Origin of the sequence: Streptomyces sp. NPDC060184, assembly GCF_042728795.1 — a bacterium.
GTDB lineage: Bacteria > Actinomycetota > Actinomycetes > Streptomycetales > Streptomycetaceae > Streptomyces.
This window is the reverse complement of the sequence record NZ_JBHWYX010000001.1, coordinates 298488-322195: the sequence shown is the minus strand read 5'-3', so window position 1 is coordinate 322195 and position 23708 is coordinate 298488. Positions and strand designations below refer to the sequence as shown.

Here is a 23708-nt window from a genome sequence, read left to right as displayed (position 1 = left end):
GCCGTCGCGCCGCCGGACACCGCCTACAGCCGCTGCGGGCCCTGGGGCGGCCGGTTCGGGATCAGCGGCGAGGGCAGCGGGGAGGCGCGCACGACCACCACCACCCGGTCCGTCGTCTGCAAGGGGCTCGCGGCGGGATCGTCGTAACTGAGCATCCGGTGCCCCCGCACCACGTTCACCACCAGGTCATCGGTCTCCCGGACGCCCCGTCCCACCTCGCTCTTTATGACCGGCCGCTCGATGAGATCCAGGCCGCTGCCGTGCTGGATCAGGTCCTCCAGCACCGTGCCCGCGCCGGGGCTGAGCGCCGACAGGCCCAGCAGGCGGCCGGCCGCGCTGGCGCTGGTGATCACGGAGTCCGCGCCGGACTGCCGGAGCAGCGGGGCGTTCTCCTCCTCGCGCACCGCGGCGACGATCTTCGCGCTCTGGTTCAGCTGCCGGGCCGTCAGCGCCACCAGCACGGCGGTGTCGTCGCGCTGGGTGGCGATGATGATCTGACGCGCCTTCTGGACCTCGGCCCGCAGCAGCACCTCGCTGCGCGTGGCATCGCCCTGCACCCCGGTGAACCCCTGGGCGTTGACCGCGTCCACCACCTTGCCGGCCGGATCGACGATGACGATCCGGTCCTTGCGCTGACCGGTCGCGCAGAGCGTCTGCACGGCCGAACGGCCCTTCGTACCGAAACCGACGACCACACTGTGATCACGCACGTTGCTTCTCCAGCGATTCAGCGATTCAGGAACTCGGGGGTCCGGGTGTCCGGGTGTCCGGGGGTCGGTTGCCCGGGGGTCGGTTGTCCGGGGGGTCGGGGTGTCCGGCGGCCCCCTGGCCGGTGGGCCGCGCGGTACGGCGCAGTTCCCAGGGTACGGAAGGACGACGGACGGAACGGCCGCACGGGACCCCTTACGCTTCTCTCCGCCGGTGACGGTGCACGACTGGTGGAGACACGGCACGTGCGACGCGCTTCGGCCACCGTCCCCGTCGTCGATCCACGACCATGGGCCACGACGTGACCACCTGCCCGCCGCCGCCAGAGGACATGCCATGAAGGACGAGAACCAACCAGCAGTCAGGAACGGCAGGTTCTCCATCCTGCGATCCCTCTGGCACCGCTCGCGCTCGGACGCGCGGGAGGACGCCGAGGCCAGCCGCGCCATCACCATGCCGACGCAGGGAGCGCTGCCGCCACTCCAACAGGTCCTCCGGCGCCTCGCGATGGCACTGCTCGTCCTGGCGGTCACGGTGGTGATCGTCTGGTCCGACCGCTCCGGCTACAACGACACCTCCGACAGCAGCGTCGATCTGCTCGACGCGGTCTACTACGCGACCGTCACCCTCTCCACCACCGGATACGGCGACATCACTCCGGTGAGCGACGGCGCCCGCCTCATCAACGTGCTGGTCATCACCCCCCTTCGAGTGCTCTTCCTGATCATCCTGGTCGGCACCACCCTCGAAGTCCTCACCGAGCGGACCCGCCAGCAGGTACGCATCCACCGGTGGCGTTCCCGCACCCGCGACCACGTCGTGGTGGTCGGTTACGGCACCAAGGGCCGGCACGCCGTCGAGTCGTTGATCTCCACGGGCATCACCAAGGACAAGATCGTCGTGGTGGACCCCCAGCAGAAGGCCGCACACGCGGCCGGTGACGACGGGCTGGTGGCCGTCGTCGGCGACGCCACACGCTCCGAGACACTGCTCAAGGCCGAGGTACCGACCGCAAGCCGGGTGATCATCGCCCCCCAGCGCGACGAGACCGCCACCCTGATCACCCTGACCGCCCGCCAGCTCAACAAGCACGCCACCATCGTCGTCGCGGTCCGCGAGGACGAGAACGTCCCGCTGCTCAAACAGAGCGGCGCGGACACCGTGGTCACCAGCTCCAGTTCGGCCGGCCGCCTGCTCGGGGTCTCCATGGCCAGCCCGCCGGTCGCCAGGACCCTGGAGGACCTGATGACCCACGGCAGCGGACTGGACCTCGGGGAACGGGCGGTGACCGAGGAGGAGATCGGCCGTCCGCCGCGCGACTGCGCCGATCTGATCGTCGCGGTGCTCCGCAACAGGAGACTGCTCGACTACACGGACCCCGCGCTCACCAGCCTCCAGCGCGAGGACCGTCTCATCACCATCAGCCGTTCAGGACCAGCCCGCTGACGCACTGTTCGCCCGCGCGTTCCGGTTCGGGTGTTTCACGTGAAACACCCGAACGCCGGACCGTTGCTGTCACCGTCGCCGGTCCTGTCACCGGCGACGTTTCACGTGAAACGGTCGGGGCGCCCGAGCCCTGCCTGATCCGAACGAAGGGTCCTACGCCCAGGGCAGATCCAAGATCTCCACCTCGGCACCGGGGCGCGCACCACCCGGCTCCACGACCGCCATGCCGTCGGCGGTGGCGATCCCCCGCAGCATCGCGGGGCCGTTGTAGCGCAGCGGTACGGCGTGGTCCCTGGCCCCTCCCCGCCCGGCCCGATGCACCACGGGCACGAGCCGGGTGTCGTGCGGATGCCCCTGCACCGCCTCCTGTACGGGCGCCCGGTACGGCTCCTGCTCGACGCGGCCCGCGAGCCCGCCGAGGAGCGGAAGGGCGAGCGTGAGGAGGCCGGAGACGGCAGCGAGCGGGTTGCCCGGCAACCCGACCAACCAGGGGCCGTCCGGTGCCAGTCTGGCCAGCAGCATGGGGTGACCGGGGCGTACCGCCACTCCGTCCACCACCAGTTCGGCGCCGATCTCCGCGAGGATCGGGTGCACATGGTCGACCGGGCCGGCCGCAGTGCCGCCGGTCGTCAGCACCAGGTCCGCGTCGGTGGAGGTGAGCGCCCGCCGCAACGCCCCCGCGTCGTCACCCAGTCGGCGCGGTTCGGCGACATCGGCGCCCGCGGCGCGCAGCCACGGACCGAGCATGGGCCCGAGCGCGTCCCGGATGTGCCCGCCGTGCGGGAGCCCCGAGGTGAGCAGTTCGTCGCCGAGCACCAGCACCTCCACCCGGGGACGCGGGACCACGACGAGCGCGTCGTACCCGGCGGCAGCGGCGAGTCCGAGCACCGCGGGGGTCACCAGTGTTCCCGGCGAGAGCAGTTGCTCGCCGGTCCGGCACTCCTGGGCGCGCGGCCGGATGTCCTGGCCCGGGACGACCGCCCGCCGGGCATGCAGCATCCCCTTGGCCTCGTCCACTTCCGCGTGCTCGGAGCGGATGACCGCCGTCGCCTCCACGGGGATGCGGGCCCCGGTGGCGATCCGTACCGCCTCGCCGTCCGGCAGCCGGCCGGGACCACCGTCCCCGGCGAGCAGCCCCGAGCCTCCGTGGAAGTGCCAGGGGCCAGGTCCGGTGACGGCCCAGCCGTCCATGGCGGAGGTGTCGAAGGACGGCAGATCGGTCAGCGCCGTGAGTCCTTCGGCCAGTACATGGCCCAGCGCGCGGTCGAGCGGCAGCCGGATCGCGGCATGCGTACCCCCGCGTCCGGCGCGCACGGCCAGCGCCCGGGCCTGCTCCCAGGTCACGGCGGGGGAGAGGTGCGCGGGCGTGACCCCGCGGGCGGGTACATCCCTCGCGGGCGCCTCCCTGGCGAATCCACCCGCTGTGGCTCCGGAGGGCTCAGGAGACAGGGGGGCCGAGAAGTCGTGGCGCGAGGAGTCGTGGCGCGAGGAGTCGTAGGGCGAAGGCTCGTGCGGGGAGACCCTGTTGGCCAGGGCCAGTGCCTGTTCCACGGCCCGTTCGTCCTCGGCCGAGGAGGTCTTCCGCGCGGGCACCGGGCAGTCGTCCAGTTCCGGAAGCACGAAGAAGTCCCCGGGCGTTCCCATGCCGGAGAGCCGCACGGTCGGGGCCTCCGCCGCCGGGATCGGCTCCCGGCCGGTCACGGGGCTCCCGCTCCCTTGCCCTCGCCCGATTCCGCTTCCCAGCGCAGGGCGAGAGCAGTCGCCTTGCGGGTCGCCTCCGCCACGGCCCGGGGGCCTTCACCGGGTGCGGCGTTCGCGCCCGCCAGACCCGCCGCGTACCCGACGAGGAACGTGGTGAGCGGGGCGGCGGGCCGCGCGACACCGTGCGCGGCGTCGCGTGCCAGGTCGAGCAGAACATCGGTGTCGACGTCGAGTTCGAGGCCCAGTTCGGTCTTGACTGCGGTGATCCATTCGTCCAGCACGGCCTCATGCTCCCTGATGTGTGCCCTTGCCACCCTGATGTCGTCCCAAGTGTCGCAGTCGAAGGAGGCGAGTCCCGGTGTGGCCACGGCGGCCAGATCGAGTTCGGCCGTCAGCAGGCGCAGCGGGAGTCCGGCGAGGCCGCCGTGCTCGGTCGCGAGCAGGGCGAGCTCACGGCGGAGCGGTTCGGCGCGGTAGACGGCGACCAACGGCTGCCGTCGCCCGTCGGGGTCCCTACACAGGGCACCCTCCCGGCCGCCCTCCTCGGCGGCGGCCAGCAACGCGTCGACGGTGGCGGCGCCGAGGAACGGCAGATCCGCCGAGAGCACCACGAGCCAGGGGGCGGTGGTCTGCCGCACGCCCGCGTCCAGCGCGGCCACCGGCCCGCCTCCCGCAGGTGCTTCGCGGGTCCAGATCACCTGCCGGACCGTGGGTCTGCGGGGCCCCACCACGACCGTGCTCGCGGCACCGGCGCACGCCGCGAGCACCCGGTCGAGCAACGCCCGCCCGCCGACGCCGATCCCGGGCTTGTCGGTTCCCCCGAGCCGTCGGGCGGCCCCTCCTGCGAGGACGATGGCGTCATGGGCGGTCATGCGACGAGTATGGCCGCCCAGCCCCGGGGCACCCGCCCCCGGGCACGGGCCCAGCGGGCGAGGGCCGCGCGCGGGGACTGTCGGAGACGCTTCAGAGGGTCCGCAGCAGGACGGCCGGCTGCTCCACGCAGTCGGCGACGTACCGCAGGAAACCGCCCGCCGTGCCGCCGTCGCAGACCCGGTGGTCGAAGGTGAGCGAGAGCTGCACCACCTGACGTACCGCCAGCTCGCCGCCGTGGACCCAGGGCCGGGGGACGATCCGGCCGACCCCGAGCATGGCCGCCTCGGGGTGGTTGATGATCGGCGTGGAGCCGTCCACCCCGAACACGCCGTAGTTGTTCAGGGTGAAGGTGCCGCCCGTCAGCTCCGCAGGGGTCAGCTTCCCGTCCCGGGCCGCCTCGGTGAGCCGGGCCAGTTCGGCCGCCAGCGAGTCCACGGAACGCGCGTGCGCGTCCCGGACCACCGGCACCACCAGCCCCCGGTCCGTCTGCGCGGCGAACCCGAGGTGGACGGACGGCAGCCGGACGATCTCCCGGGCGGCGGTGTCCACGGTGGAGTTCAGCTCGGGATACTTCGCCAGCGCCGCCGCGCAGATCCGGGCCAACAGGGCGAGGACCGAAACCTTGGGCCCCGCCGTCCTGTTCATCGCCGCGCGGGCCGCCATCAGTTCGGTCGCGTCCGCGTCCACCCAGCAGGTCGCGTCGGGGATCTCGGTCCGGCTGCGCGCCATCTTGTCGGCGACCGCGCCCCGCACCCCGCGCAACGCGATCCGCTCGCCGGTGACGGCACGGTCCTGCGGAGGAGCGGAGGCCGCCCCCGCCGCGCCGACGGCGTGCCCACCGCCCATCGCGGACGCCCGCTCGATCACCGCCTCGACGTCGCACCGGAGGATCAGCCCCTCCGGCCCCGATCCCGCAAGCTCCCGGAGGTCCACGCCGTGCTGCCGGGCCAGTCGGCGCACGAGCGGAGAGATCACCGCGACCGGTGCGGCGGAACCAGCCGGACCGGCCTCCGCCACCGGAGCGACCGGACCGGCCTGCACCACGGGAGCGCCCGAACCGGCCTGCACCACCGGGGCGCCCGGAGCGACCGGACCGGCGCCGACGGTGGCGGCGGCCGAAGCGGACACGGGACGGACCCGCCGCCGCCGCGCCGCCGGGGCGGCCGTGCCGTACCCGACCAGCACGTTCCCCGACGCGTCCGACGACGCGGGGCCCGGGGCGGCCGGGGCGGAAGCCGAAGACGGGGCGGAACCCGGGACCGGACCCGACACCGGGGCGGAAGCCGGGACCGGGGCGGAAGCCGGGACCGGGGCGGAAGCCGGGACCGGGGCGGAAGCCGGGACCGGGGCGGAACCCGCCGCCGGGTCCGGCGCGACCGCGACCGTCATCAGCGGGGCGCCGACCGGGAGTTCCGCGCCCTCCTCGCCGAAGCGCGCCGTCACCACGCCGCCGTACGGGCACGGCACCTCCACCAGGGCCTTGGCCGTCTCGACCTCGACCACCGGCTGGTCCACGGCGACGACCTCGCCGATCTCCACCAGCCACCGCACGATCAACGCCTCGGTCAGCCCCTCGCCGAGGTCCGGCAGCCTGAATTCGAGCACCGTGGGCATCAGCGCGTCGCCTCCCACTGGAGCCGGGCGACCGCGTCGAGCACCCGGTCGACCCCCGGCAGATGGTGCCGCTCCAGCATCGGCGGCGGATACGGGATGTCGAAGCCGGCGACCCGCAGCACCGGCGCCTCCAGATGGTGGAAGCACCGCTCGGTCACCCGCGCGGCGATCTCGCCCCCCGGCCCACCGAACCCGGCGGACTCGTGGACGATCACCGCGCGCCCGGTCCGCCGCACGGAGGCGGCGACGGTCCCGTCGTCGAAGGGCACCAGAGACCGCAGATCGACGACCTCCAGGTCCCACCCCTCAGCCACCGCCGCCTCGGCCGCCTCCAGGCAGACCGGCAGGGACGGGCCGTAGGTGATCAGCGTCGCGCTCGTACCCGGCCTGCGGACCACCGCCCGTCCGAGGGGCTCGACCTCCGGCAGAGCCTCCGGCGACCAGTCGGACTTCGACCAGTACAGCCGCTTCGGCTCCAGGAACACCACAGGATCGTCCGAGGCGATCGAGGCCCGCAGCAGCCCGTAGGCGTCCTCCACGGTGGCCGGGGTGACGACGTGGAGCCCCGGAGTGGCCATGTAGTACGCCTCCGAGGAGTCGCTGTGGTGCTCGACCCCGCCGATCCCGCCACCGTACGGAATCCGCACGGTCAGCGGCATCGGCAGGGCGCCCCCGGTCCGGTTCCGCATCCGGGCCACATGGCTGACGAGCTGCTCGAACGCTGGATAGGCGAACGCGTCGAACTGCATCTCCACCACCGGCCGCAGGCCGTACATCGCCATCCCGACCGCCGCGCCGAGAATCCCCGCCTCCGCGAGCGGCGTGTCCGTGCACCGCTCGTCCCCGAACTCCGCCGCGAGGCCGTCGGTGACCCGGAAGACGCCGCCGAGCGTGCCGACGTCCTCGCCGAGCACATGCACCGAGGGATCCTCCGCCATCGCGTCCCGCAGCGCCCGCCCCAGCGCCTGGGCCATCGTGACCGGCCCCGTACGCCCCGCCCGCGCCCGCACCGCCGTGGTCATCGCCCGCCCTCCGTGTCCCGCTCCCGGCCGGACCGCTCGCTGCCGTCCCGCTGCTCCTCGGCGTCCTCGGCCGCGTCCTCGGCCACCAGTTCGGCGCGCAACCCGGCCTCCTGCTCGCGCAGCGGTCCGGTCCGGTCCCCGTAGACGTGCGCGAACAGGTCCATCGGGTCGAGCACCGGATCGGCGTTCATCCGCTCCCGCAGCGCCGCCGCCATCCGCTCCGCCTCCTGGCGCACCGCGTCGGCGGTGGCCTCGTCCAGCAGGCCGCGCGCGGTCAGCTCGCGCTCCATGAGGAGGACCGGGTCGTGGTCCCGCCAGGACTCCACCTCCTCCCGGGAGCGGTAGCGGGTCGCGTCGTCGGCGTTGGTGTGGGCGTCCATGCGGTAGGTCACCGCCTCCACCAGCGTCGGTCCGCCACCCCCGCGGGCGCGCGCCACCGCCTCGGCCAGCACCTCGTGCACCGCTGCGGCGTCGTTGCCGTCGACCAGCCGGCCGGGCATGCCGTAACCGACCGCCTTGTGGGCGAGGGACGGTGCCGCCGTCTGCTTGGCCAGCGGCACCGAGATGGCGAAGCCGTTGTTCTGCACGAGGAAGACGACCGGTGCCCGCCACACGGCCGCGAAGTTCAGCGCCTCGTGGAAATCGCCCTCGCTGGTCCCGCCGTCCCCCACCAGCGCCAGCGCCACCACGTCGTCGCCCTTGAGCCGCGCCGCGTGCGCCAGCCCCACCGCGTGCGGCAGGTGCGTGGCCAGCGGGGTGCAGAGCGGCGCGATCCGGTGCTCGCGGGGGTCGTAACCGGTGTGCCGGTCGCCCCGCAGCAGCGTCAGCGCGTCGACCGGATCGAGCCCCCGGGCCACCGCGGCGAGGGTGTCGCGGTAGCTCGGGAAGAGCCAGTCCCGCTCCTCCAGCACCAGCGCCGCGGCCACCTGGCAGGCCTCCTGGCCCGTGCTGGACGGGTACACGGCGAGGCGTCCCTGCTTGGTGAGCGCGGTCGCCTGCGTGTTGTACCGGCGGCCCCGCACCAGCTCGGCATGGAGCCTCAGCAGCAGCCGGGGGTCCGCTCCGGCCGCCGCCTCCGTGCCCAGCACCCGGTACGGCTCCGGGTCCGGAAGCAGCGGGGCGGGATCGGTGAGCGGCTTCCAGGCCGGGGGCGGCACCGGCCGGTAACCGGCCGCGCCGGGCAGCTCTTGGACCGTCATGAGAGGCACCTCCTTGGCAACGAGGCGGACACACGGACCGGCGGGGGAGCCGAATCCCCCGGGCCCCGCGCCCTACGTCGGGGTGTACGTCGGTGTGTACGTCGGAGTCGGGGCGGTCGCACGCGGACGCGTCCCGGGACGGGCCCGGGTGACGTGTCTCACCCAACGATTGTTCGGTCGTGGGCGCATTCTGGCTACAGCCCCCCTCGCCCTGTGGACAAACGGTTGTCCACAGCCTGGGATGGAGGCAGCTCGTCCACAACAGGGAGGCGCGGGGGCATGGCAGCTGAACGAATGGCCGGAGGGCCGGGGACGGGGCCGACACCGCCGCCCCGTCCGCTGGACGCCGTCGACCAGGACATCCTGCGCATCCTCCGTACCGACGGCCGGGCCTCGATACGGGCCGTCGCCGAGCAGGTGCACGTATCGCGGGCCAACGCCTACGCCCGCATCAACCGGCTGGTCGAGGACGGGGTCATCCGCGGGTTCAGCGCCCGGATCGACCACGAGCGGGCCGGGCAGGGGGCATCCGCGTACATCACGCTCAAGATCGTGCAGAATTCCTGGCGGACCGTGCGCGAGGAGCTCCAGGCGCTCCCGGGCGCCACCCACATCGCGCTGGTCAGCGGCGATTTCGACGTACTGCTCCTGGTGCACACGCCGGACAACCGGGCGCTGCGCGAGCTCGTCCTCACCCGCATTCAGGCCATTCCCGAGGTGCTCTCCACCCGCACCCTGCTGGTGTTCGAGGAGACCGAACTCGGCCACGGCCGGGACAACCCCTAGCTTGGTCTTCGAGCAAAGGGTCCGGCTGTCGCCCGAAGCGTCACCGGCCGGCGGAACGCATCCCGTCGAAGGCGAGGCGTACAACGGTCCCCGGCAGGTCGTCCGCCCCGAGCACCCCGTCGGGGGCGCCGCCCGTACCGCCGACGGCCCCCTCGGGCTGCGGGCGGTACCACTCGACCAGCGAGTTCACCATGCCGAACAGCAGCCGGGTGGCCAGCCGTATGTCCACGTCGGCCCGGAGGTCCCCGTCCGCGACGGCCGCCTTCAGCAGGGCCGCCACCCGCTGGTCGAACTCGCGGCGCCGCTCCAGCGCCCACCGCTCGGTCTTGGTGTTGCCCCGGACGCGCAGCAGCAGGGTGACGTACGGCAGCTCGGCCATCAGCACCTCGACCGTGCGGCGCGTGACGTATTCGACCCGCTCGACCGCGCGCCCCCGGCCCGCGCCCGGCTCGTCGAGAATCCCGAAGAGCCCGTCGATCGCCCGGCTCACCGCACGGTGCAAAAGCTCCTCCTTGCCCGCCACATGGTGGTAGATCGAGGACTTCGAGATGCCCGCCGCCCGGGAGAGGTGCTCCATGGACGTGCCGTCGTATCCGCGCTCGTTGAAGACCCGCACGGCGACGGCGAGCAGGGTCTCCGGGGTGTACGTGTCCCGCTTGGCCGTGGTCATGGACGCGATCCTCCCCCATGAGTTGTCCACAGGTTGTCCGGGCCCCCTTGTCCCGACCGATCGTTCGGTTAATCTAACTCCGTCAGCACGTCCCCGCCCGGCTCGATGAGGAGTTGGTCCGCCATGGCCGCCGCGCTCTCCCTCCAGAAGCTGTCCGAGACCCACCGGCCCACGCTCGACCAGGCCCTCGACGCCATCCGGACCCGCGCGTACTGGTCGCCCCACCCGGAGCACCCCAAGGCGTACGGCGAGGGCGGGGCGCCCGGCAGCCTCGGCGCGGCGGAGGGCAAGGCGGCGTTCGACGCGCTCCTGCACACCCGGTTCGACCTCGGCCAGCCCGGCACCGACGGCTGGGCGGGCGCCGAGATCTCCCCGTACGGCCCCGAGCTGGGCATCGAGTACCCGCACGCCGACCCCGACGTCCTGCTGCCCGCGATGCGCGCCGCCACCGCCGCCTGGCGGGACGCGGGCCCGGAGGCGCGGGCGCTGGTCTGCCTGGAGATCCTGGCGCGCATCGGCGCCCGCACGCACGAGCTGGCACAGGCCGTCATGCACACCAGCGGGCAGGCCTTCCTGATGGCGTTCCAGGCGGGCGGCCCGCACGCCCAGGACCGCGGCCTGGAGGCGGTGGCGTACGCGTACGAAGAACAGCTCCGCACCCCCGCGGAGGCCGACTGGTCCAAGCCGCAGGGCAAGCGCGATCCGCTCCGGCTGCGGAAGTCGTTCACCGCGGTCGGGCGCGGTGTCTCGCTGCTGATCGGCTGCAACACCTTCCCCACCTGGAACAGCTACCCGGGCCTCTTCGCCTCGCTCGCCACCGGCAACCCCGTCCTCGTCAAGCCGCACCCGCGCGCCGTGCTGCCGCTCGCGCTCACCGTCCGGATCGCGCGCGACGTGCTCGCGGAGACCGGATTCGACCCGAACCTCGTCGCGCTGACGGCCGAGCGCCCCGGCGAGGGCATCGCCAAGGAGCTGGCGGTGCGCCCGGAGGTCCGGATCATCGACTACACCGGCTCCACCGCCTTCGGCGACTGGCTGGAGACCCACGCCCGCCAGGCCCAGGTGTACACCGAGAAGGCCGGGGTCAACACCGTGGTGATCGACTCCACCGACGACTACGCCGGAATGCTCGCCAACCTCGCGTTCTCGCTCTCCCTCTACAGCGGCCAGATGTGCACCACCCCGCAGAACCTCCTCGTCCCCCGCGACGGCATCAGCACCGAGACCGGCCCCAGGACGTACGACGAGGTGGTCGCGGACCTCGCGGCGGCGGTCGACGGGCTCCTCGGCGACGACGCACGCGCCACCGCCCTCCTCGGGGCTCTGGTCAACCCGGACGTGCGAAGCCGGCTCGAAGCCGCCCCGGACCTCGGTGAGGTGGCCCTGGCCTCACGCGCGGTACCGCACCCGGAGTTCCCCGACGCGGTGGTGCGCACGCCGGTCGTCGTCAAGGTCCTCGCCAAGGAGCCCGGCCCGGACGGCGGCGACCCCGTCCACCTCTCCGAGTGCTTCGGCCCGGTGTCCTTCGCCGTCTCGGTGGACTCCGTCACCGACGCGGTGGACCTGCTGCGCCGGACCATCCGGGAGAAGGGCGCGATGACGGTCGGCGCCTACACCACCTCGCCCGAGGTGGAGCGCGCGATCGAGGAGGTCTGCCTGGAGGAGTCGGCCCAGCTGTCGCTGAACCTCACCGGCGGGGTCTACGTCAACCAGACGGCCGCCTTCTCCGACTTCCACGGCTCGGGCGGCAACCCGGCGGCCAACGCGGCCCTCTGCGACGGCGCGTTCGTCTCGGGACGCTTCCGCACCATCGAGGTCCGGCGCCAGGCCTGAGGCCCCGGGGACCGGATCCGGGGTCAGGCCGAGGGGTCCGGCACGTCCGCGTACCGCTGGACCCACGCGTGCATGGCGACGGCGGCGGCGGCCCCCGCGTTGATCGACCGCGTCGAACCGAACTGCGCGATCGAGCAGACCATCGAGGCGTGGGCCCTGGCCTCCTCCGTGAGGCCCGGACCCTCCTGGCCGAAGAGCAGCACACACCGCCGGGGCAGCACCGTCCGCTCCAGCGGGACGGCCCCCGGGAGGTTGTCGATCCCGATGATCGGCAGCCCCTCCGCCGCCGCCCAAGCGGTCAGGTCGGCGGTGTCCGGGTGGTGGCGGACATGCTGGTAGCGGTCGGTGACCATGGCACCGCGCCGGTTCCAGCGCCGCCGGCCGACGATGTGGATCTCCTTCGCCAGGAAGGCGTTCGCGGTGCGGACGACCGACCCGATGTTGAAGTCGTGGCCCCAGTTCTCCACCGCCACGTGGAAGTCGTGGCGCCGCAGGTCCAGGTCGGCGACGATCGCCTCACGGGTCCAGTAGCGGTACTCGTCCACCACGTTGCGCCGGTCGCCGCCCGCCAGCAGCTCGGGGTCGTACCGCTCGTCCTCCGGCCAGGGGGCCGGGTGCGGTCCGACGCCGATCCCGTCCCCGAACCCGTCGTCGTACTGCGCCGGTTCCGCGGCCGGATCGGGCCCCTCGGCCACGAAGGGCCCGCATTCCTCTGTACTGCCGGTCTCACTGCTCACCCGACGAGCGTATGGCCCCCGTCGACGGGACGCCTCGGGGCCTCCCCGCCCGGTCCCGCCGACCCCCGCGGGCCGGGCACGCGGGCTGCGCCCGTACGGCTGCCGACCCTGGCCAGCAGCCGGTCCCGGCCGGCGCCGACCCGGCCGCCGAGCCACACCAGGAAGACGGTGGGCAGGAAGACGGCGTCCGCCGAGATCATCGCCATCGAGAAGAAGGGCAGGCCCAGCAGGACCGCGATCCCCGCGTGCTCACCCATCATCACGACGAGCAGGACGTTCTTGACCCGCCGGTTGAAGAGCGTGAACGGGAACGCCACCTGCACGATCACCGTCGCGTACGTCACCACCATCACCATCACCGCGCTGCCCGCAAGGAGGTTCGAGAGCTCGGGCCACGGGGTGAAGTAGTCCAGCTTGAGCGGGTAGTACAGCGCGGTGCCGTCCTGCCAGCGCGAGCCCTGGATCTTGTACCAGCCCGCAGTGGCGTAGATCAGGCAGACCTCGGCCATGATCACCACGAGGGCCGCGTTGTGGGCGAGGTTGGCCACCACGTCGAGCAGCACCCGGACCTCCCCGTCCCGCGCGTTCCGGTTCGTGATCCACCAGGCGGCGGCCCCCAGCCAGAGCGCCCACAGCAGCTTCGGCAGCCACCAGGTGCCGCCGAGGCCGTCCTGCACCGTGGCGACCACCAGGACCGCTCCGAGCACCGACCAGAGCACCGGACCGACGACGTCCCGGGACGGCCGCAGACCCCGCGCCCGCCGCGCCGCGTTCCGCGCGGCCCGCCGCGCGTCGAGCGACCAGACCTGGGCGCAGCGGGTCAGCACGAGGTAGATCGCCATCAGATGGACGACGTTGTCGCCGCCGTCGCCCATGAAGACGTTGCGGTTCTGGATGGAGAGGACCCCGACCATGAACAGGACGGACATCGTCCGGGTACGCCACCCGATCATCGTGCAGAACGCCGCCGCGAGGGTGAGCGCGTAGACCGCCTCGAACCACGCGGAACTGTCCGACCACATCAGGACGGTGAAGGCGTGGTTGTCGGATATCAGCCGGTGCGCCAGCTCCCACTGCCAGGGGGAGTCCGGCCCGTAGAGCTCCTGCCGGTACGGCACTTCCCGCAGCAGGAACAGCAGATACGTGGCGGTGAACCCGATCCGGATCACGGCGCTCTGGTACGGGCCGAGAGCGGACGCGGTGATCCGCTGGACGGAGCGGCCGACCGGCCCCGACGGCCAACGGGGACCGGCAGGTTCGGCGGCGGGCATCGTGGGGGCGGTGCTCACTGGTCGGCCTCCTCGCCGGACGTCGCGGCGGCCCGGGACGCCGCGCCGCCCTCGGGCAGATCGTCGGTGGACACGTTCCACCACCCGAGCTCGCGGTACATGGGACGGGTGCTGACCTTCTCGGCGCTCCACGGGGGTGCCGCGACCCGGCGCGACGACGAACGCAGCTGGATGCGTTCGACGGTCCCGCCGTAGTCGTGCCCGTCCAGGCGGAGCATCACGATGCGCCGCAGATAGGCCTCGGCGAGCACTCCGCGCGTTCCGGTCGAACGGTTCTTGTCGTCATGGCTGTTGACGAAGAAGTCCCAGGCCCTGCGCAACTCGTTCTGGTCGGCGTGGCTGGGCAGCGGGTTGCTCCGGATCGCCTCCGCGTCCTCCGCGGTGAGGCTCATCCAGGGGGTGGTGCGACGATCCCCGTCGGGGCTGACGACCTCCGCCCGGACATGCACGGAGATGTTCAGCTGGAGCGGATTCGGAGCGAAAAGCTTCCAGTTCTGCTCGAACTCCGGATAGATCCACTTGTTGACGCGCTCCGCGTGCTCCTTGGAGAGCGTGTTCGACGGCGCCACGTGCAGAAAGACCATGCCCAGGTGGGCACAGGCGAGCAGGCCGATTCCGGCCATCACCAGTCCCGCGACGACCCGGTATCCGGTCGACAGCCCGGCCATCCCGACACGCGCCGGGCCGGGAGCCGCGCCGGACAGCGCCTCCGACGCGGTACCGGGGCCGCCCGTACCGTCGTCACCGCCCTCACGCCCCGCACCCACGGCGCCGTGCCGGTCGCCTTCCCCGGCCGGCGCGTGCGGTGCGGCGCCGGAAGCGGCGACGTCCCCGTCGTGGTCGCGGCCCGCGTCGTGCCCCTCGGATATCGGCGCGGGCTCGTGCCCGTCCGTCCCGGGAGGCCGGGACGCGGCGACACCCCGCTCCTCGGACTCCCCTTCGGAGAGCTTCCCTCCGGCGGTTACCCCTTCGCCGGACTCCCCCTCGGCGGGCTCCCCCTCGGTAGCCCCGCCCTCGGTAGCCCCGCCCTCGGCGGGCTCCCCCTCGGCGGATCCACCGGCGACCGGTTCCTCGACGGCAGGCCCACCGGGCCGTTCCGTGCGTTCCGTGCGTTCCGTGCGTTCCGTGGAGAGCCCCGGCGCCTCCTGGGGCGCCGCGTCCGCGCGTACCTCGTCCGATCCCTCGCCCGCACCGGCCGTCGGCCGACGTTCCGAGCGCCCCCTGTGATCCGATTCCATACCGCCCCGATCGTCGTCGATCATCCCTCGGCCATCCACAGGGTTGACACCCTACGGTCCACCGACCGACCATTGAAGCGGACGAACCGAACGATCGGTCGGGACGGAGGGGTCATGGGGACAGCGATCGCAGGTCGGCAGTCACCGGACGGTGCGGACGCAGCCGCGGTGGGGGAGGACGGCCGCACGGCGGCGTTCGAGGCCACCGTGGCGGCGGACGAGCGGATCGAGCCCCGCGACTGGATGCCGGACGCGTACCGCGCCTCACTGGTCCGCCAGATGGCCCAGCACGCGCACTCCGAGATCATCGGGATGCAGCCCGAAGCCAACTGGATCACCCGCGCCCCCTCGCTGCGCCGCAAGGCCATCCTGATGGCCAAGGTGCAGGACGAGGCGGGCCACGGCCTGTACCTCTACAGCGCCGCGGAGACCCTGGGGACCAGCCGGGCGGAGTTGCTCGACAAGCTGCACGCGGGCCGTCAGCGCTATTCGTCGATCTTCAACTACCCGACGCTGACCTGGGCGGACGTGGGCGCGATCGGCTGGCTGGTGGACGGCGCCGCCATCACCAACCAGGTGCCGCTCTGCCGCTGTTCCTACGGCCCCTACGCCCGCGCGATGGTCCGCATCTGCAAGGAGGAGTCCTTCCACCAGCGCCAGGGGTACGAACTCCTGCTCGCGCTGAGCCGGGGCACACCGGCCCAGCACGCGATGGCGCAGGACGCGGTGGACCGCTGGTGGTGGCCGTCGCTGATGATGTTCGGCCCGCCGGACGACGCGTCCGCGCACTCCGCGCAGTCGATGGCCTGGAAGATCAAGCGCCACTCCAACGACGAGCTCCGTCAGCGGTTCGTGGACATCTGCGTGCCCCAGGCCGAAGCCCTCGGCCTCTCCCTCCCCGACCCCGGCCTCCGGTGGAACGACGACCGGGGCCACCACGACTACGGCGCCATCGACTGGACGGAGTTCCAGGAGGTCCTCAAGGGCAACGGCCCGTGCAACGACCAGCGGCTCGCCCAGCGCCGCGGCGCCCACGAAGCCGGCGCCTGGGTACGCGACGCCGCCGCCGCGTACGCCACGAAGCACGCGCGGCCCGAGCCCCCGCAGCGCGCTCTTGAGCAGTCCCCGCCCCCGCGGCCCCCTGGCCGGCCGTCCCCGTCCGCGCCCTCCCCCGCTACGGACACCGCCGCGGAGGCACCCACCACCCCGGCCCGGAACGAGGAGGCGACGGCATGAGCAGCCCGACCGACTGGCCGCTGTGGGAGGTGTTCGTCCGCTCCCGCCGAGGGCTCTCCCACACCCATGCGGGCAGCCTGCACGCCCCCGACGCCACCATGGCCCTGCGCAACGCCCGCGACCTCTACACCCGCCGCGCGGAAGGCGTCTCGATCTGGGTGGTGCCCTCCACCGCGATCACCGCCTCGTCCCCCGACGAGAAGGACTCCTTCTTCGAACCGGCCGCCGACAAACCCTACCGCCACCCCACCTTCTACGAGATCCCGGAAGGGGTGAAGCACCTGTGACCGCCGCCCCGCACGGCGCGACGCCCGGCACCACGGCCTCCCCGCCGCCCGGACTGCTGGCCGGTGCCCTCGCGTTGGGCGACGACGCGCTGGTGCTGTCGCACCGGCTGGGGGAGTGGGCCGGTCACGCCCCGGTGCTGGAGGAGGAGGTCGCCCTCGCCAACATCGCTCTGGACCTCCTCGGCCAGGCCCGGGTGCTCCTCTCCCTCGTGGGCGACGAGGACGAACTCGCCTACCTCCGCGAGGAACGCGCCTTCCGCAACACGCAGTTGGTCGAGCAGGAGAACGGCGACTTCGCCCGCACCATCGCCCGCCAGCTCTACTTCTCCGTCTACCAGCGCCTCCTGTACGAGCGGCTGGCGACCGGAACGAGCGCGTTCGCACCGCTGGCGGCGAAGGCCGTGAAGGAGGTCGCCTACCACCAGGACCACGCCGAGCAGTGGACCCTGCGACTCGGCGACGGCACCGAGGAGAGCCACCGGCGGATGGGCGAAGGACTCGACGGGCTCTGGAAGTTCACCGGCGAACTCCTCCAGCCCGTCGAAGGCGTCGACATCGACTGGGAAGCCCTCGGTCACGACTGGCTGGCCTCGGTCACGGACGTGGTCGAGCGCGCCGCCCTCTCCCTGCCCACCGGCCCCAGGAGCGGCGCCTGGACGGCGGGCGCCGGCCGCCAGGGACTGCACACCGAGCCCTTCGGGCGGATGATCGCCGAGATGCAGCACCTCCACCGCAGCCACCCGGGGGCGACATGGTGACCACGACCCCACTGGAGGAGGAGCTGCGCACCGTCGCCGGAGCCGTACCGGACCCGGAGCTGCCGGTGGTGACGCTCGGAGAACTCGGCGTCCTGCGCGGTGTCCGGGTGGAGGGACCCGGCCGCGTCACCGTCACCCTCACCCCGACGTACACCGGCTGCCCCGCCGTGGAGACCATGGCCCACGACATCGAACGCGCCCTCCACGACCGCGGCATGGCCCAGGTCTCGGTGGTCACCGTGCTGACCCCGGCCTGGTCCACGGACGACATCAGCGCGGAGGGCCGTCGCAAGCTGGCGGCCTCCGGCATGGCGCCCCCGCGCCCCGTGCACGCCGCCGACGGAGCCGTTCCGCTCGCCCTCGCCGTGCGCTGCCCGCACTGCGGCTCGACCCGCACCGAGCTGCTCAGCAGATTCTCCTCCACCGCCTGCAAGGCGCTGCGCCGGTGCGTCGACTGCCGCGAACCCTTTGACCACTTCAAGGAGTTGTAGATGTTCCATCCGCTCCGGGTCGGCGCCGTCGAACGCATCACGGACGACGCGGTGGCCGTGACGTTCGAGGTCCCGGACGCCCTGCGGGAGACCTTCCGCCACGTACCGGGCCAGCACCTCAACGTGCGCTACGAAGCGGCCGGCGAGGAGATCCGGCGGTCCTACTCGCTCTGCTCCCCCGCCGTGCCCGCACCGGACCCGCCGGTGCTCCGGGTCGGCATCCGCCTGGTGGACGGCGGCACCTTCTCGACGTACGCGCTCAAGGAGCTCGCGGTCGGCGACCACGTGGAGGCGATGCCTCCGGCCGGGCGCTTCACGCTGGAGCCCCGGCCGGGGCTCTTCGCGGCGGTGGTCGGCGGCAGCGGCGTCACCCCGGTCCTCTCGATCGCGGCGACCCTGCTCGCTCGGGAGCCCCTGGCCCGGTTCTGTCTCGTGCGCAGCGACCGGACGGTGGCGTCGACGATGTTCCTCGACGAGGTGGCCGACCTCAAGGACCGCTACCCGGACCGCTTCCACCTCGTCACCGCGCTCTCCCGGGAGGAGCAGGCGGCGGGGCTGCCCGCCGGACGGCTCGGACAGGACCGCCTGACCTCGCTGCTGCCCGCCCTGCTGCCGGTGCCGGAGGTGGCCGGATGGTTCCTCTGCGGACCGTTGGGACTGGTCCGGGAAGCCCAACGGGCCCTGCGGGCGCTGGACGTCGACCGCGGCCGGGTACACCAGGAGATCTTCCACGTGGCGGACTCCCCCGGACCGGCGGCGACCGCCCCGACGGCGACCGCTCCGGACGCGGCGGGCGCCGGGGGTGCGGCCGGGGCCGCCATCCCCGCGGAGGCCACGCTGACGGCGACCCTGCACGGGCGTTCGGGCAGCTGGCCGGTGGAGAACGGCGATTCACTGCTGGAGACGGTGCTCCGCACGCGTGCCGACGCGCCCTACGCCTGCAAGGGCGGGGTCTGCGGCACCTGCCGTGCCTTCCTCGTCCGGGGCGAGGTGCGGATGGACCGGAACTACGCGCTGGAACCGGAGGAGACCGACGCGGGTTTCGTCCTGGCCTGCCAGTCGCACCCGCTCACCCCCGAGGTGACCATCGACTTCGACCGCTGACCATCGACTTCGACCGGCTGACCGACGCCGGGACCGGCAGCGATCAGCCGGTCGTCGTCCGGTCGACAGCCGGTCGTCGTCCGGTCGTCAGCCGGTCGTCTTCCGGTCGTCCGGCTCAGAGGACGAAGGGCGACGCGCCGCTGTCCGCGACCATCGGACGGCCGGCCCCGTCCCAGGCGAGCATGCCGCCCTCGATGTTCACCGCGTCGATGCCCTGCTGGACGAGGTACTGGGTGACCTGCGCGGACCGCCCGCCGACGCGGCACATCACGTGCACGCGGCGGCCGTCCTCGGCCGCCTCCGTCAGCTCGCCGAAGCGGCTGACGAAGTCGCTCATCGGGATGTGCAGGGCGCTCTCGACATGACCGGCAGCCCACTCGTCGTTCTCACGGACGTCGAGCACGAAGCCGTCCGACGGCACCGCAGCGACGTCCACCGAGGGCAGCGGGGCGAAATTCATGGGTCATGCCTTCTCTCGTACATACGCGCATACCGCATACGCGACACCGTCTACCGAAACGCTACTGCACCAGCTCCGCGAGCTCCGCTTCCCGGCGGGACACCTCGCCCAGCAACTGGTCGGCGATGTCCACCAGCAGCTGGTCCGGGTCGTCCGGCGCCATCCGCAGCATCGAGCCGATCGCGCTCTGCTCCAGCTCCTGTGCCAGCACCGTCAGCAGCTCCTTGCGCCGGCTGAGCCACTCCAGCCGGGCGTAGAGCTCCTCGCTCTCGCTCAGCAGCACCGGCGGGCGCACCGGGTCCGCCGCCCACTCGTCGGCGAGCTCCCGCATCAACGGCACGTCGCCCCGGCCGTACGCCGCGTTGACCCGGGCGATGAACTCGTCCCGCCGCTGCCGGTCGGCCTCGTCCCGCGCCAGGTCGGGGTGGGCCTTGCGGGCCAGCTCGCGGTAGAGCTTGCGGGCCTCGTCGCTGGGCCGCACCCGCTTCGGCGGCTGAACCGTCTGCTCGGTGAGCATGGCGACGGCCTCGGGGTAGAGCCCTTCCGAGTCCATCCAGCCGTGGAACAGTTCCTCCACCCCCGGCATCGGCATGACGGCGGCACGCTTCTCCCGGGCCTTGCGGGCGTCCTCCGGGTCGCCGGTGCGGGCGGCGGTGGCCTCCGCGATGAGCGCGTCCAGCTCGTCGAGGCGGGCGTACATCGGGCCGAGCTTCTGATGGTGCAGCCGGGAGAAGTTCTCCACCTCGACCCGGAAGGTCTCCACCGCGATCTCGAACTCGATCAGCGCCTGCTCGGCCGCCTGGACGGCCTTGGCGAGCCGCGCTTCCGGCCGCGCGGCGGTCTCCTCCGCACCGGACACCGCTTCCTCCCCGGAGGGAGCCCCGGAAGGAGTCCCGGAAGGCTCCGCGCCGGGCGCATCCCCTTCCGCGGTGGGCTCGCCGCCCGGACCCCCCAGGTCCTGGACGTGGTCGGGGCTCTGCCGGTCATCGTCGTTCCGGGTGGTGTCCACCCCGGCGGCTTCGTCGGTCACCCGTCCAGCGTATGGCCCCGGCGGCCGGGCCGAGGACCCGGCGGGGGGCCGCTCAGCGCTCAGACCCCCAGCTCGGCCGCTATCCGTCCGGACCTGATGGCCCTGAGGAGTTCGGCGTGGTCCGCCTCGGTCCGGTCCGCGTACGTCACGGCGAAGTCCGCCACCGCCTCCTCCAGCTCGTCGTTCTTGCCGCAGTACCCGGCGACGAGGCGCGGATCGGCACTGTGCGCGTGGGCCCGCGCGAGGAGCGCGCCGGTCATCCGCGCGTAGTCGTCCACCTCGTCCGGGGCGAGCGCCGCCGGATCGACGCTGCCCTTGCGGTTCCTGAACTGCCGCACCTGGTAGGGCCGGCCCTCGACCTCGGCCCAGCCGAGCAGATGGTCGCTGACGACCTGCATCCGCTTCTGCCCGAGCACCACCCGGCGCCCCTCGTGCTCCACCACCGGAACGTCGAAACCGACCGCCGGCAGATGGGGCGTCAACGCCGACGGCCGGGCCTCCTTCACCTGGAGCACCAGCGGCTCCCCCCGGTGGTCCAGCAGCAGCACCACGTACGAACGGGTCCCCACGCTGCCCGTCCCCACCACCCGGAACGCCACGTCGTGGACGGCATGGCGGGCGAGCAGCGGCACCCGGTCCTCCGGAAGCGTGTCCAGGTAGTCGCCGAGCCCCGCCGCGACCGCCGCCGCTTCCGCGTCCGGGACCCGGCGCAGCACCGGCCGGGCGTCCACGAACCGGCGCCCGCCGTCCTCCGACTCCTCGGTGGACCGGGCCGCGAACCGGGCGCTCGTGTTCTTCCGGGCCTTCGCCGAGACCCGCTCCAGCGTCCCGAGAAGGTCCCGCGCGTCCGCGTGCGAGACGAGCGCCTCGTCCGCGATGGCGTTCCAGGCGTCGAGTGCGGGCAGCCGGGCGAGCAGCCGCATGGTCCGCCGGTACGCGCCCACCGCGTCGTACGCACCCTTGCGGCAGGTGTCCTCGTCGGCGCCGGCCGCCCGGCCCGCGAGGACGAACGAGGCGGCCAGCCGCTTGAGGTCCCACTCCCAGGGGCCGAAGACCGTCTCGTCGAAGTCGTTGAGGTCGATGACGAGGTTGCCGCGCGCGTCGCCGTACAGACCGAAGTTGGCCGCGTGCGCGTCGCCGCAGAGCTGCGCGCCCACCCCGGTGACGGGCGTCCCCGTGAGGTCGTGGGCCATCAGCCCCGCCGCACCGCGCAGGAACGCGAAGGGAGTGGCCGCCATCCGTCCGACCCGTATCGGGGTCAGACCGGCCACGCGGCCCCGGTTCGATTCCTCGACCGCCCGCACCGCGTCGGGCCGCCCCGCCGGAAGCGCCAGCGACGCGTGGGCTCCACGCGGCACCCGCTCCCGCAACGCCCGGCCCGCAGCCTTGCGCGAGGACTCCTCCGTCCGACGCGCGAACCCCGGGACCACCGGAATGCGCGGCCCGGGCACCCCGGAAACCGCATCGGGCGCCAAAGCCCCGGCCGCCGAAACCTCCACGACGGTCGCCACCGGCACCACCGACTCCGCCACCCCGACCGAAATCGCCGACACGTCGATCGCACTCATGGAAACCGCCTCCCCCGCCCACCAGCGGTCCTGTTCGCCCTCAATGGGCCCTGACCGTACCGCCGTTCGCTCTGAGCCGTCGGCCCCTGTGGACAACTACCGCCCCAGACTGTGGAGAAGTCGCTGAACAGGCCAAAGAGCGAGTAAAACCGCCGCCGGAGAAGACGGCCCCTTCGATGTTTCACGTGAAACACGGCACAGCCCCGGCCGCACCCACCCTCCGGCGACCCGCCCACCGCGGACCAGAAATCGCACCGCACACAACGAAGAACCCCCGCACCGGATCTCTCCGGTGCGGGGGTTCTGTCGAACCAACCCAGCAGCTGTTTCCAGCTACTCGTTGTGCGCGAGGGGGGATTTGAACCCCCACGTCCCTAAGGACACTGGCACCTGAAGCCAGCGCGTCTGCCGTTCCGCCACTCGCGCAAGAGTGGTGCTTCCAGTTCGTCCCGCCGTTTCGGCGCTTCTCCCTGGCGACAACGGAAGATTAGCACGCTGAGCGGGGAGGATTCACATCCGTTGTTTCGAGGACTCCCGAGCGGGAAGCGGGAACGCGGAACCCTCTCCCCACTCCTGCCGAGTGCACCCCGTGTGCGGGACACTGTGATGTGGCCACCTCTACGATCCGTGTGAGGGGGGACACTCGTCCACCGTGCAGACAAGGGGAACCAGCCGTTTTCCCCGGGCGTGGATACGATCAGTAAGCAGTACAGGGACGATGACACCGGAGGAGGTGCCCCATGGGAGTCATGAAGCGTTTCGAGCAGCGTCTCGAAGGTCTGGTCAACGGCACCTTCGCCAAGGTCTTCAAGTCCGAGGTCCAGCCGGTCGAGATCGCGGGTGCGCTCCAGCGTGAGTGCGACAACAACGCGACGATCTGGAACCGCGAGCGGACCGTCGTCCCCAACGACTTCATCGTCGAACTGAGCGCTCCCGACTACGAGCGGCTCAGCCCGTACTCCGGTCAGCTCGGCGACGAGCTGTCCGGACTCGTACGGGATTACGCGAAGCAGCAGCGCTACACCTTCATGGGACCGATCAAGGTCCACCTGGAGAAGGCCGAGGACCTGGACACGGGCCTCTACCGCGTCCGCAGCCGCACCCTCGCCTCCAGTACGTCGCAGCAGGACCCCGCCGGCCCTCAGGGCAGGCCCGACCAGCCCTACGGCGGACGCCCCGACCCCTACGGCGCCCAGCGCCAGGCACCGGGCAGGCCCGCCGCCCCGCAGGGGCAGCAGCCCCCCGGCGGCTACGGCTACCCGCCCGCCGCCGCCCCTCCGATGCCCGCGGCCCCGCCGCCGGGCGGACGCGGAGCGGGCCCCGCGAACGACCGGCGCCGACCGCCCGTGCCCTCCGGCCCCCTGCCGGAGACACAGGTCAGGCGCTGGATCGAAATCAACGGCACCCGCCATCAGATCTCCCGCCCGACGCTGGTGCTGGGACGCAGCACCGAAGCCGACGTGCGGATCGACGACCCCGGCGTATCGCGCCGGCACTGTGAGATCCGGACCGGAACGCCCTCGACGATCCAGGATCTCGGGTCCACCAACGGCATCGTGGTGGACGGGCAGCACACCACCCGCGCTACGCTCCGCGACGGCTCGCGGATCGTCGTGGGCAGTACCACCATCGTTTACCGGCAAGCCGAAGGGTGAAGC

General features: G+C 72.7%; 21 protein-coding genes, 1 tRNA gene and 1 pseudogene. 9 read left to right on the top strand and 14 right to left on the bottom strand.

Going from position 1 to position 23708, the window contains the following annotated elements:
• Nucleotides 1–23: 23 nt before the first annotated feature.
• Nucleotides 24–731: pseudogene (locus ACFWEE_RS01350) on the bottom strand (potassium channel family protein); the annotation flags it as partial.
• A 313-nt stretch (nt 732–1044) separates the two neighbouring features.
• Here ACFWEE_RS01350 and ACFWEE_RS01345 point away from each other — a divergent pair.
• A complete protein-coding gene (locus ACFWEE_RS01345) occupies nt 1045–2154 on the top strand; it encodes a potassium channel family protein (RefSeq protein WP_386885316.1) in 1110 nt (369 codons plus the stop codon).
• A gap of 153 nt (nt 2155–2307) precedes the next feature.
• Here ACFWEE_RS01345 and ACFWEE_RS01340 read toward each other — a convergent pair whose 3' ends face one another.
• The 5 genes from ACFWEE_RS01340 to pdhA form a co-directional block, all read right to left on the bottom strand.
• The gene (locus ACFWEE_RS01340) at nt 2308–3855 is read right to left on the bottom strand and encodes a molybdopterin molybdotransferase MoeA (RefSeq protein ID WP_386885315.1); all 1548 of its coding nucleotides are present in this window, start codon (nt 3853–3855) and stop codon (nt 2308–2310) included.
• Nucleotides 3852–4727 carry an NTP transferase domain-containing protein gene (locus ACFWEE_RS01335; RefSeq protein WP_386885314.1) on the bottom strand — a complete coding sequence of 292 codons (876 nt, stop codon included), beginning with the start codon at nt 4725–4727 and terminating at the stop codon, nt 3852–3854. The genes ACFWEE_RS01340 and ACFWEE_RS01335 overlap by 4 nt, the downstream gene beginning before the upstream one ends.
• A gap of 91 nt (nt 4728–4818) precedes the next feature.
• Nucleotides 4819–6342, bottom strand: coding sequence for a 2-oxo acid dehydrogenase subunit E2 (locus tag ACFWEE_RS01330; protein ID WP_386885313.1), 1524 nt, complete (start codon nt 6340–6342; stop codon nt 4819–4821).
• Entirely contained in the window at nt 6342–7364 is a 1023-nt protein-coding gene (locus ACFWEE_RS01325) for an alpha-ketoacid dehydrogenase subunit beta (protein ID WP_386885311.1), read from the bottom strand. The genes ACFWEE_RS01330 and ACFWEE_RS01325 overlap by 1 nt, the downstream gene beginning before the upstream one ends.
• A complete protein-coding gene (gene pdhA, locus ACFWEE_RS01320) occupies nt 7361–8563 on the bottom strand; it encodes a pyruvate dehydrogenase (acetyl-transferring) E1 component subunit alpha (protein WP_386885310.1) in 1203 nt (400 codons plus the stop codon). Before pdhA ends, ACFWEE_RS01325 begins: the two co-directional genes overlap by 4 nt.
• Nucleotides 8564–8842: 279 nt before the next feature.
• Between pdhA and ACFWEE_RS01315 the strand changes: the two genes are divergently transcribed.
• Nucleotides 8843–9349 carry an Lrp/AsnC family transcriptional regulator gene (locus tag ACFWEE_RS01315; protein ID WP_386885308.1) on the top strand — a complete coding sequence of 169 codons (507 nt, stop codon included), beginning with the start codon at nt 8843–8845 and terminating at the stop codon, nt 9347–9349.
• 40 nt (nt 9350–9389) lie between these two features.
• Here the strand turns inward: ACFWEE_RS01315 and ACFWEE_RS01310 are convergent, their stop codons facing one another.
• Nucleotides 9390–10019, bottom strand: coding sequence for a TetR/AcrR family transcriptional regulator (locus tag ACFWEE_RS01310; protein WP_386885307.1), 630 nt, complete (start codon nt 10017–10019; stop codon nt 9390–9392).
• Between the two features lie 123 nt (nt 10020–10142).
• Between ACFWEE_RS01310 and paaN the strand changes: the two genes are divergently transcribed.
• Nucleotides 10143–11852 (top strand): phenylacetic acid degradation protein PaaN, encoded by a 1710-nt coding sequence (gene paaN / locus ACFWEE_RS01305; protein ID WP_386885305.1) that lies wholly within the window; start codon nt 10143–10145, stop codon nt 11850–11852.
• Between the two features lie 23 nt (nt 11853–11875).
• Here the strand turns inward: paaN and ACFWEE_RS01300 are convergent, their stop codons facing one another.
• Genes ACFWEE_RS01300 through ACFWEE_RS01290 form a run of 3 tightly spaced genes read right to left on the bottom strand, consistent with a single transcriptional unit; the run spans nt 11876 to nt 15116 of the window.
• Complete coding sequence (locus ACFWEE_RS01300; protein WP_386885303.1) at nt 11876–12589, bottom strand: TrmH family RNA methyltransferase; 714 nt, start codon at nt 12587–12589, stop codon at nt 11876–11878.
• On the bottom strand, nt 12586–13860 hold the full coding sequence (locus tag ACFWEE_RS01295) for an HTTM domain-containing protein (protein ID WP_386885428.1): 1275 nt from the start codon (nt 13858–13860) through the stop codon (nt 12586–12588). The genes ACFWEE_RS01300 and ACFWEE_RS01295 overlap by 4 nt, the downstream gene beginning before the upstream one ends.
• 14 nt (nt 13861–13874) lie before the next feature.
• Complete coding sequence (locus tag ACFWEE_RS01290) at nt 13875–15116, bottom strand: DUF5819 family protein (protein WP_386885301.1); 1242 nt, start codon at nt 15114–15116, stop codon at nt 13875–13877.
• A 114-nt stretch (nt 15117–15230) separates the two neighbouring features.
• On the opposite strand from ACFWEE_RS01290, the gene paaA reads away from it, so the two are divergent.
• Genes paaA through ACFWEE_RS01265 form a run of 5 tightly spaced genes read left to right on the top strand, consistent with a single transcriptional unit; the run spans nt 15231 to nt 18992 of the window.
• Complete coding sequence (paaA, locus tag ACFWEE_RS01285; protein ID WP_386885299.1) at nt 15231–16352, top strand: 1,2-phenylacetyl-CoA epoxidase subunit PaaA; 1122 nt, start codon at nt 15231–15233, stop codon at nt 16350–16352.
• The gene (gene paaB / locus ACFWEE_RS01280) at nt 16349–16639 is read left to right on the top strand and encodes a 1,2-phenylacetyl-CoA epoxidase subunit PaaB (RefSeq protein WP_386885297.1); all 291 of its coding nucleotides are present in this window, start codon (nt 16349–16351) and stop codon (nt 16637–16639) included. Before paaA ends, paaB begins: the two co-directional genes overlap by 4 nt.
• A gap of 56 nt (nt 16640–16695) precedes the next feature.
• Nucleotides 16696–17397 (top strand): 1,2-phenylacetyl-CoA epoxidase subunit PaaC, encoded by a 702-nt coding sequence (gene paaC / locus ACFWEE_RS01275; protein WP_386885426.1) that lies wholly within the window; start codon nt 16696–16698, stop codon nt 17395–17397.
• Nucleotides 17391–17888 carry a 1,2-phenylacetyl-CoA epoxidase subunit PaaD gene (gene paaD / locus ACFWEE_RS01270; protein WP_386885295.1) on the top strand — a complete coding sequence of 166 codons (498 nt, stop codon included), beginning with the start codon at nt 17391–17393 and terminating at the stop codon, nt 17886–17888. The genes paaC and paaD overlap by 7 nt, the downstream gene beginning before the upstream one ends.
• Nucleotides 17889–18992, top strand: coding sequence for a 2Fe-2S iron-sulfur cluster-binding protein (locus ACFWEE_RS01265; protein ID WP_386885294.1), 1104 nt, complete (start codon nt 17889–17891; stop codon nt 18990–18992).
• 115 nt (nt 18993–19107) lie between these two features.
• On the opposite strand, the gene ACFWEE_RS01260 is transcribed toward ACFWEE_RS01265, so the two are convergent.
• The 4 genes from ACFWEE_RS01260 to ACFWEE_RS01245 all read right to left on the bottom strand — a co-directional run bounded on the left by ACFWEE_RS01260 (nt 19108) and on the right by ACFWEE_RS01245 (nt 22476).
• Complete coding sequence (locus ACFWEE_RS01260) at nt 19108–19452, bottom strand: rhodanese-like domain-containing protein (protein WP_386885292.1); 345 nt, start codon at nt 19450–19452, stop codon at nt 19108–19110.
• A 61-nt stretch (nt 19453–19513) separates the two neighbouring features.
• Complete coding sequence (locus ACFWEE_RS01255) at nt 19514–20482, bottom strand: J domain-containing protein (protein WP_386885290.1); 969 nt, start codon at nt 20480–20482, stop codon at nt 19514–19516.
• Between the two features lie 59 nt (nt 20483–20541).
• Nucleotides 20542–22050 carry a DUF2252 domain-containing protein gene (locus ACFWEE_RS01250; protein WP_386885289.1) on the bottom strand — a complete coding sequence of 503 codons (1509 nt, stop codon included), beginning with the start codon at nt 22048–22050 and terminating at the stop codon, nt 20542–20544.
• Nucleotides 22051–22393: 343 nt separating this feature from the next.
• Nucleotides 22394–22476 (bottom strand) — tRNA-Leu (locus ACFWEE_RS01245).
• A gap of 314 nt (nt 22477–22790) precedes the next feature.
• On the opposite strand from ACFWEE_RS01245, the gene ACFWEE_RS01240 reads away from it, so the two are divergent.
• Complete coding sequence (locus ACFWEE_RS01240) at nt 22791–23705, top strand: FhaA domain-containing protein (RefSeq protein WP_386885287.1); 915 nt, start codon at nt 22791–22793, stop codon at nt 23703–23705.
• Nucleotides 23706–23708: the final 3 nt, after the last annotated feature.

What these genes read in the sequence shown, in the direction of transcription:
- ACFWEE_RS01345 (WP_386885316.1), top strand. Translation starts at nt 1,045, where the DNA reads ATGAAGGACGAGAACCAACCAGCAGTCAGGAACGGCAGGTTCTCCATC.
- ACFWEE_RS01335 (WP_386885314.1), bottom strand. Translation starts at nt 4,727, where the DNA reads ATGACCGCCCATGACGCCATCGTCCTCGCAGGAGGGGCCGCCCGACGG.
- ACFWEE_RS01330 (WP_386885313.1), bottom strand. Translation starts at nt 6,342, where the DNA reads ATGCCCACGGTGCTCGAATTCAGGCTGCCGGACCTCGGCGAGGGGCTG.
- ACFWEE_RS01325 (WP_386885311.1), bottom strand. Translation starts at nt 7,364, where the DNA reads ATGACCACGGCGGTGCGGGCGCGGGCGGGGCGTACGGGGCCGGTCACG.
- pdhA (WP_386885310.1), bottom strand. Translation starts at nt 8,563, where the DNA reads ATGACGGTCCAAGAGCTGCCCGGCGCGGCCGGTTACCGGCCGGTGCCG.
- ACFWEE_RS01315 (WP_386885308.1), top strand. Translation starts at nt 8,843, where the DNA reads ATGGCAGCTGAACGAATGGCCGGAGGGCCGGGGACGGGGCCGACACCG.
- ACFWEE_RS01310 (WP_386885307.1), bottom strand. Translation starts at nt 10,019, where the DNA reads ATGACCACGGCCAAGCGGGACACGTACACCCCGGAGACCCTGCTCGCC.
- paaN (WP_386885305.1), top strand. Translation starts at nt 10,143, where the DNA reads ATGGCCGCCGCGCTCTCCCTCCAGAAGCTGTCCGAGACCCACCGGCCC.
- ACFWEE_RS01295 (WP_386885428.1), bottom strand. Translation starts at nt 13,860, where the DNA reads ATGCCCGCCGCCGAACCTGCCGGTCCCCGTTGGCCGTCGGGGCCGGTC.
- ACFWEE_RS01290 (WP_386885301.1), bottom strand. Translation starts at nt 15,116, where the DNA reads ATGGAATCGGATCACAGGGGGCGCTCGGAACGTCGGCCGACGGCCGGT.
- paaA (WP_386885299.1), top strand. Translation starts at nt 15,231, where the DNA reads ATGGGGACAGCGATCGCAGGTCGGCAGTCACCGGACGGTGCGGACGCA.
- paaB (WP_386885297.1), top strand. Translation starts at nt 16,349, where the DNA reads ATGAGCAGCCCGACCGACTGGCCGCTGTGGGAGGTGTTCGTCCGCTCC.
- paaD (WP_386885295.1), top strand. Translation starts at nt 17,391, where the DNA reads ATGGTGACCACGACCCCACTGGAGGAGGAGCTGCGCACCGTCGCCGGA.
- ACFWEE_RS01265 (WP_386885294.1), top strand. Translation starts at nt 17,889, where the DNA reads ATGTTCCATCCGCTCCGGGTCGGCGCCGTCGAACGCATCACGGACGAC.
- ACFWEE_RS01260 (WP_386885292.1), bottom strand. Translation starts at nt 19,452, where the DNA reads ATGAATTTCGCCCCGCTGCCCTCGGTGGACGTCGCTGCGGTGCCGTCG.
- ACFWEE_RS01250 (WP_386885289.1), bottom strand. Translation starts at nt 22,050, where the DNA reads ATGAGTGCGATCGACGTGTCGGCGATTTCGGTCGGGGTGGCGGAGTCG.
- ACFWEE_RS01240 (WP_386885287.1), top strand. Translation starts at nt 22,791, where the DNA reads ATGGGAGTCATGAAGCGTTTCGAGCAGCGTCTCGAAGGTCTGGTCAAC.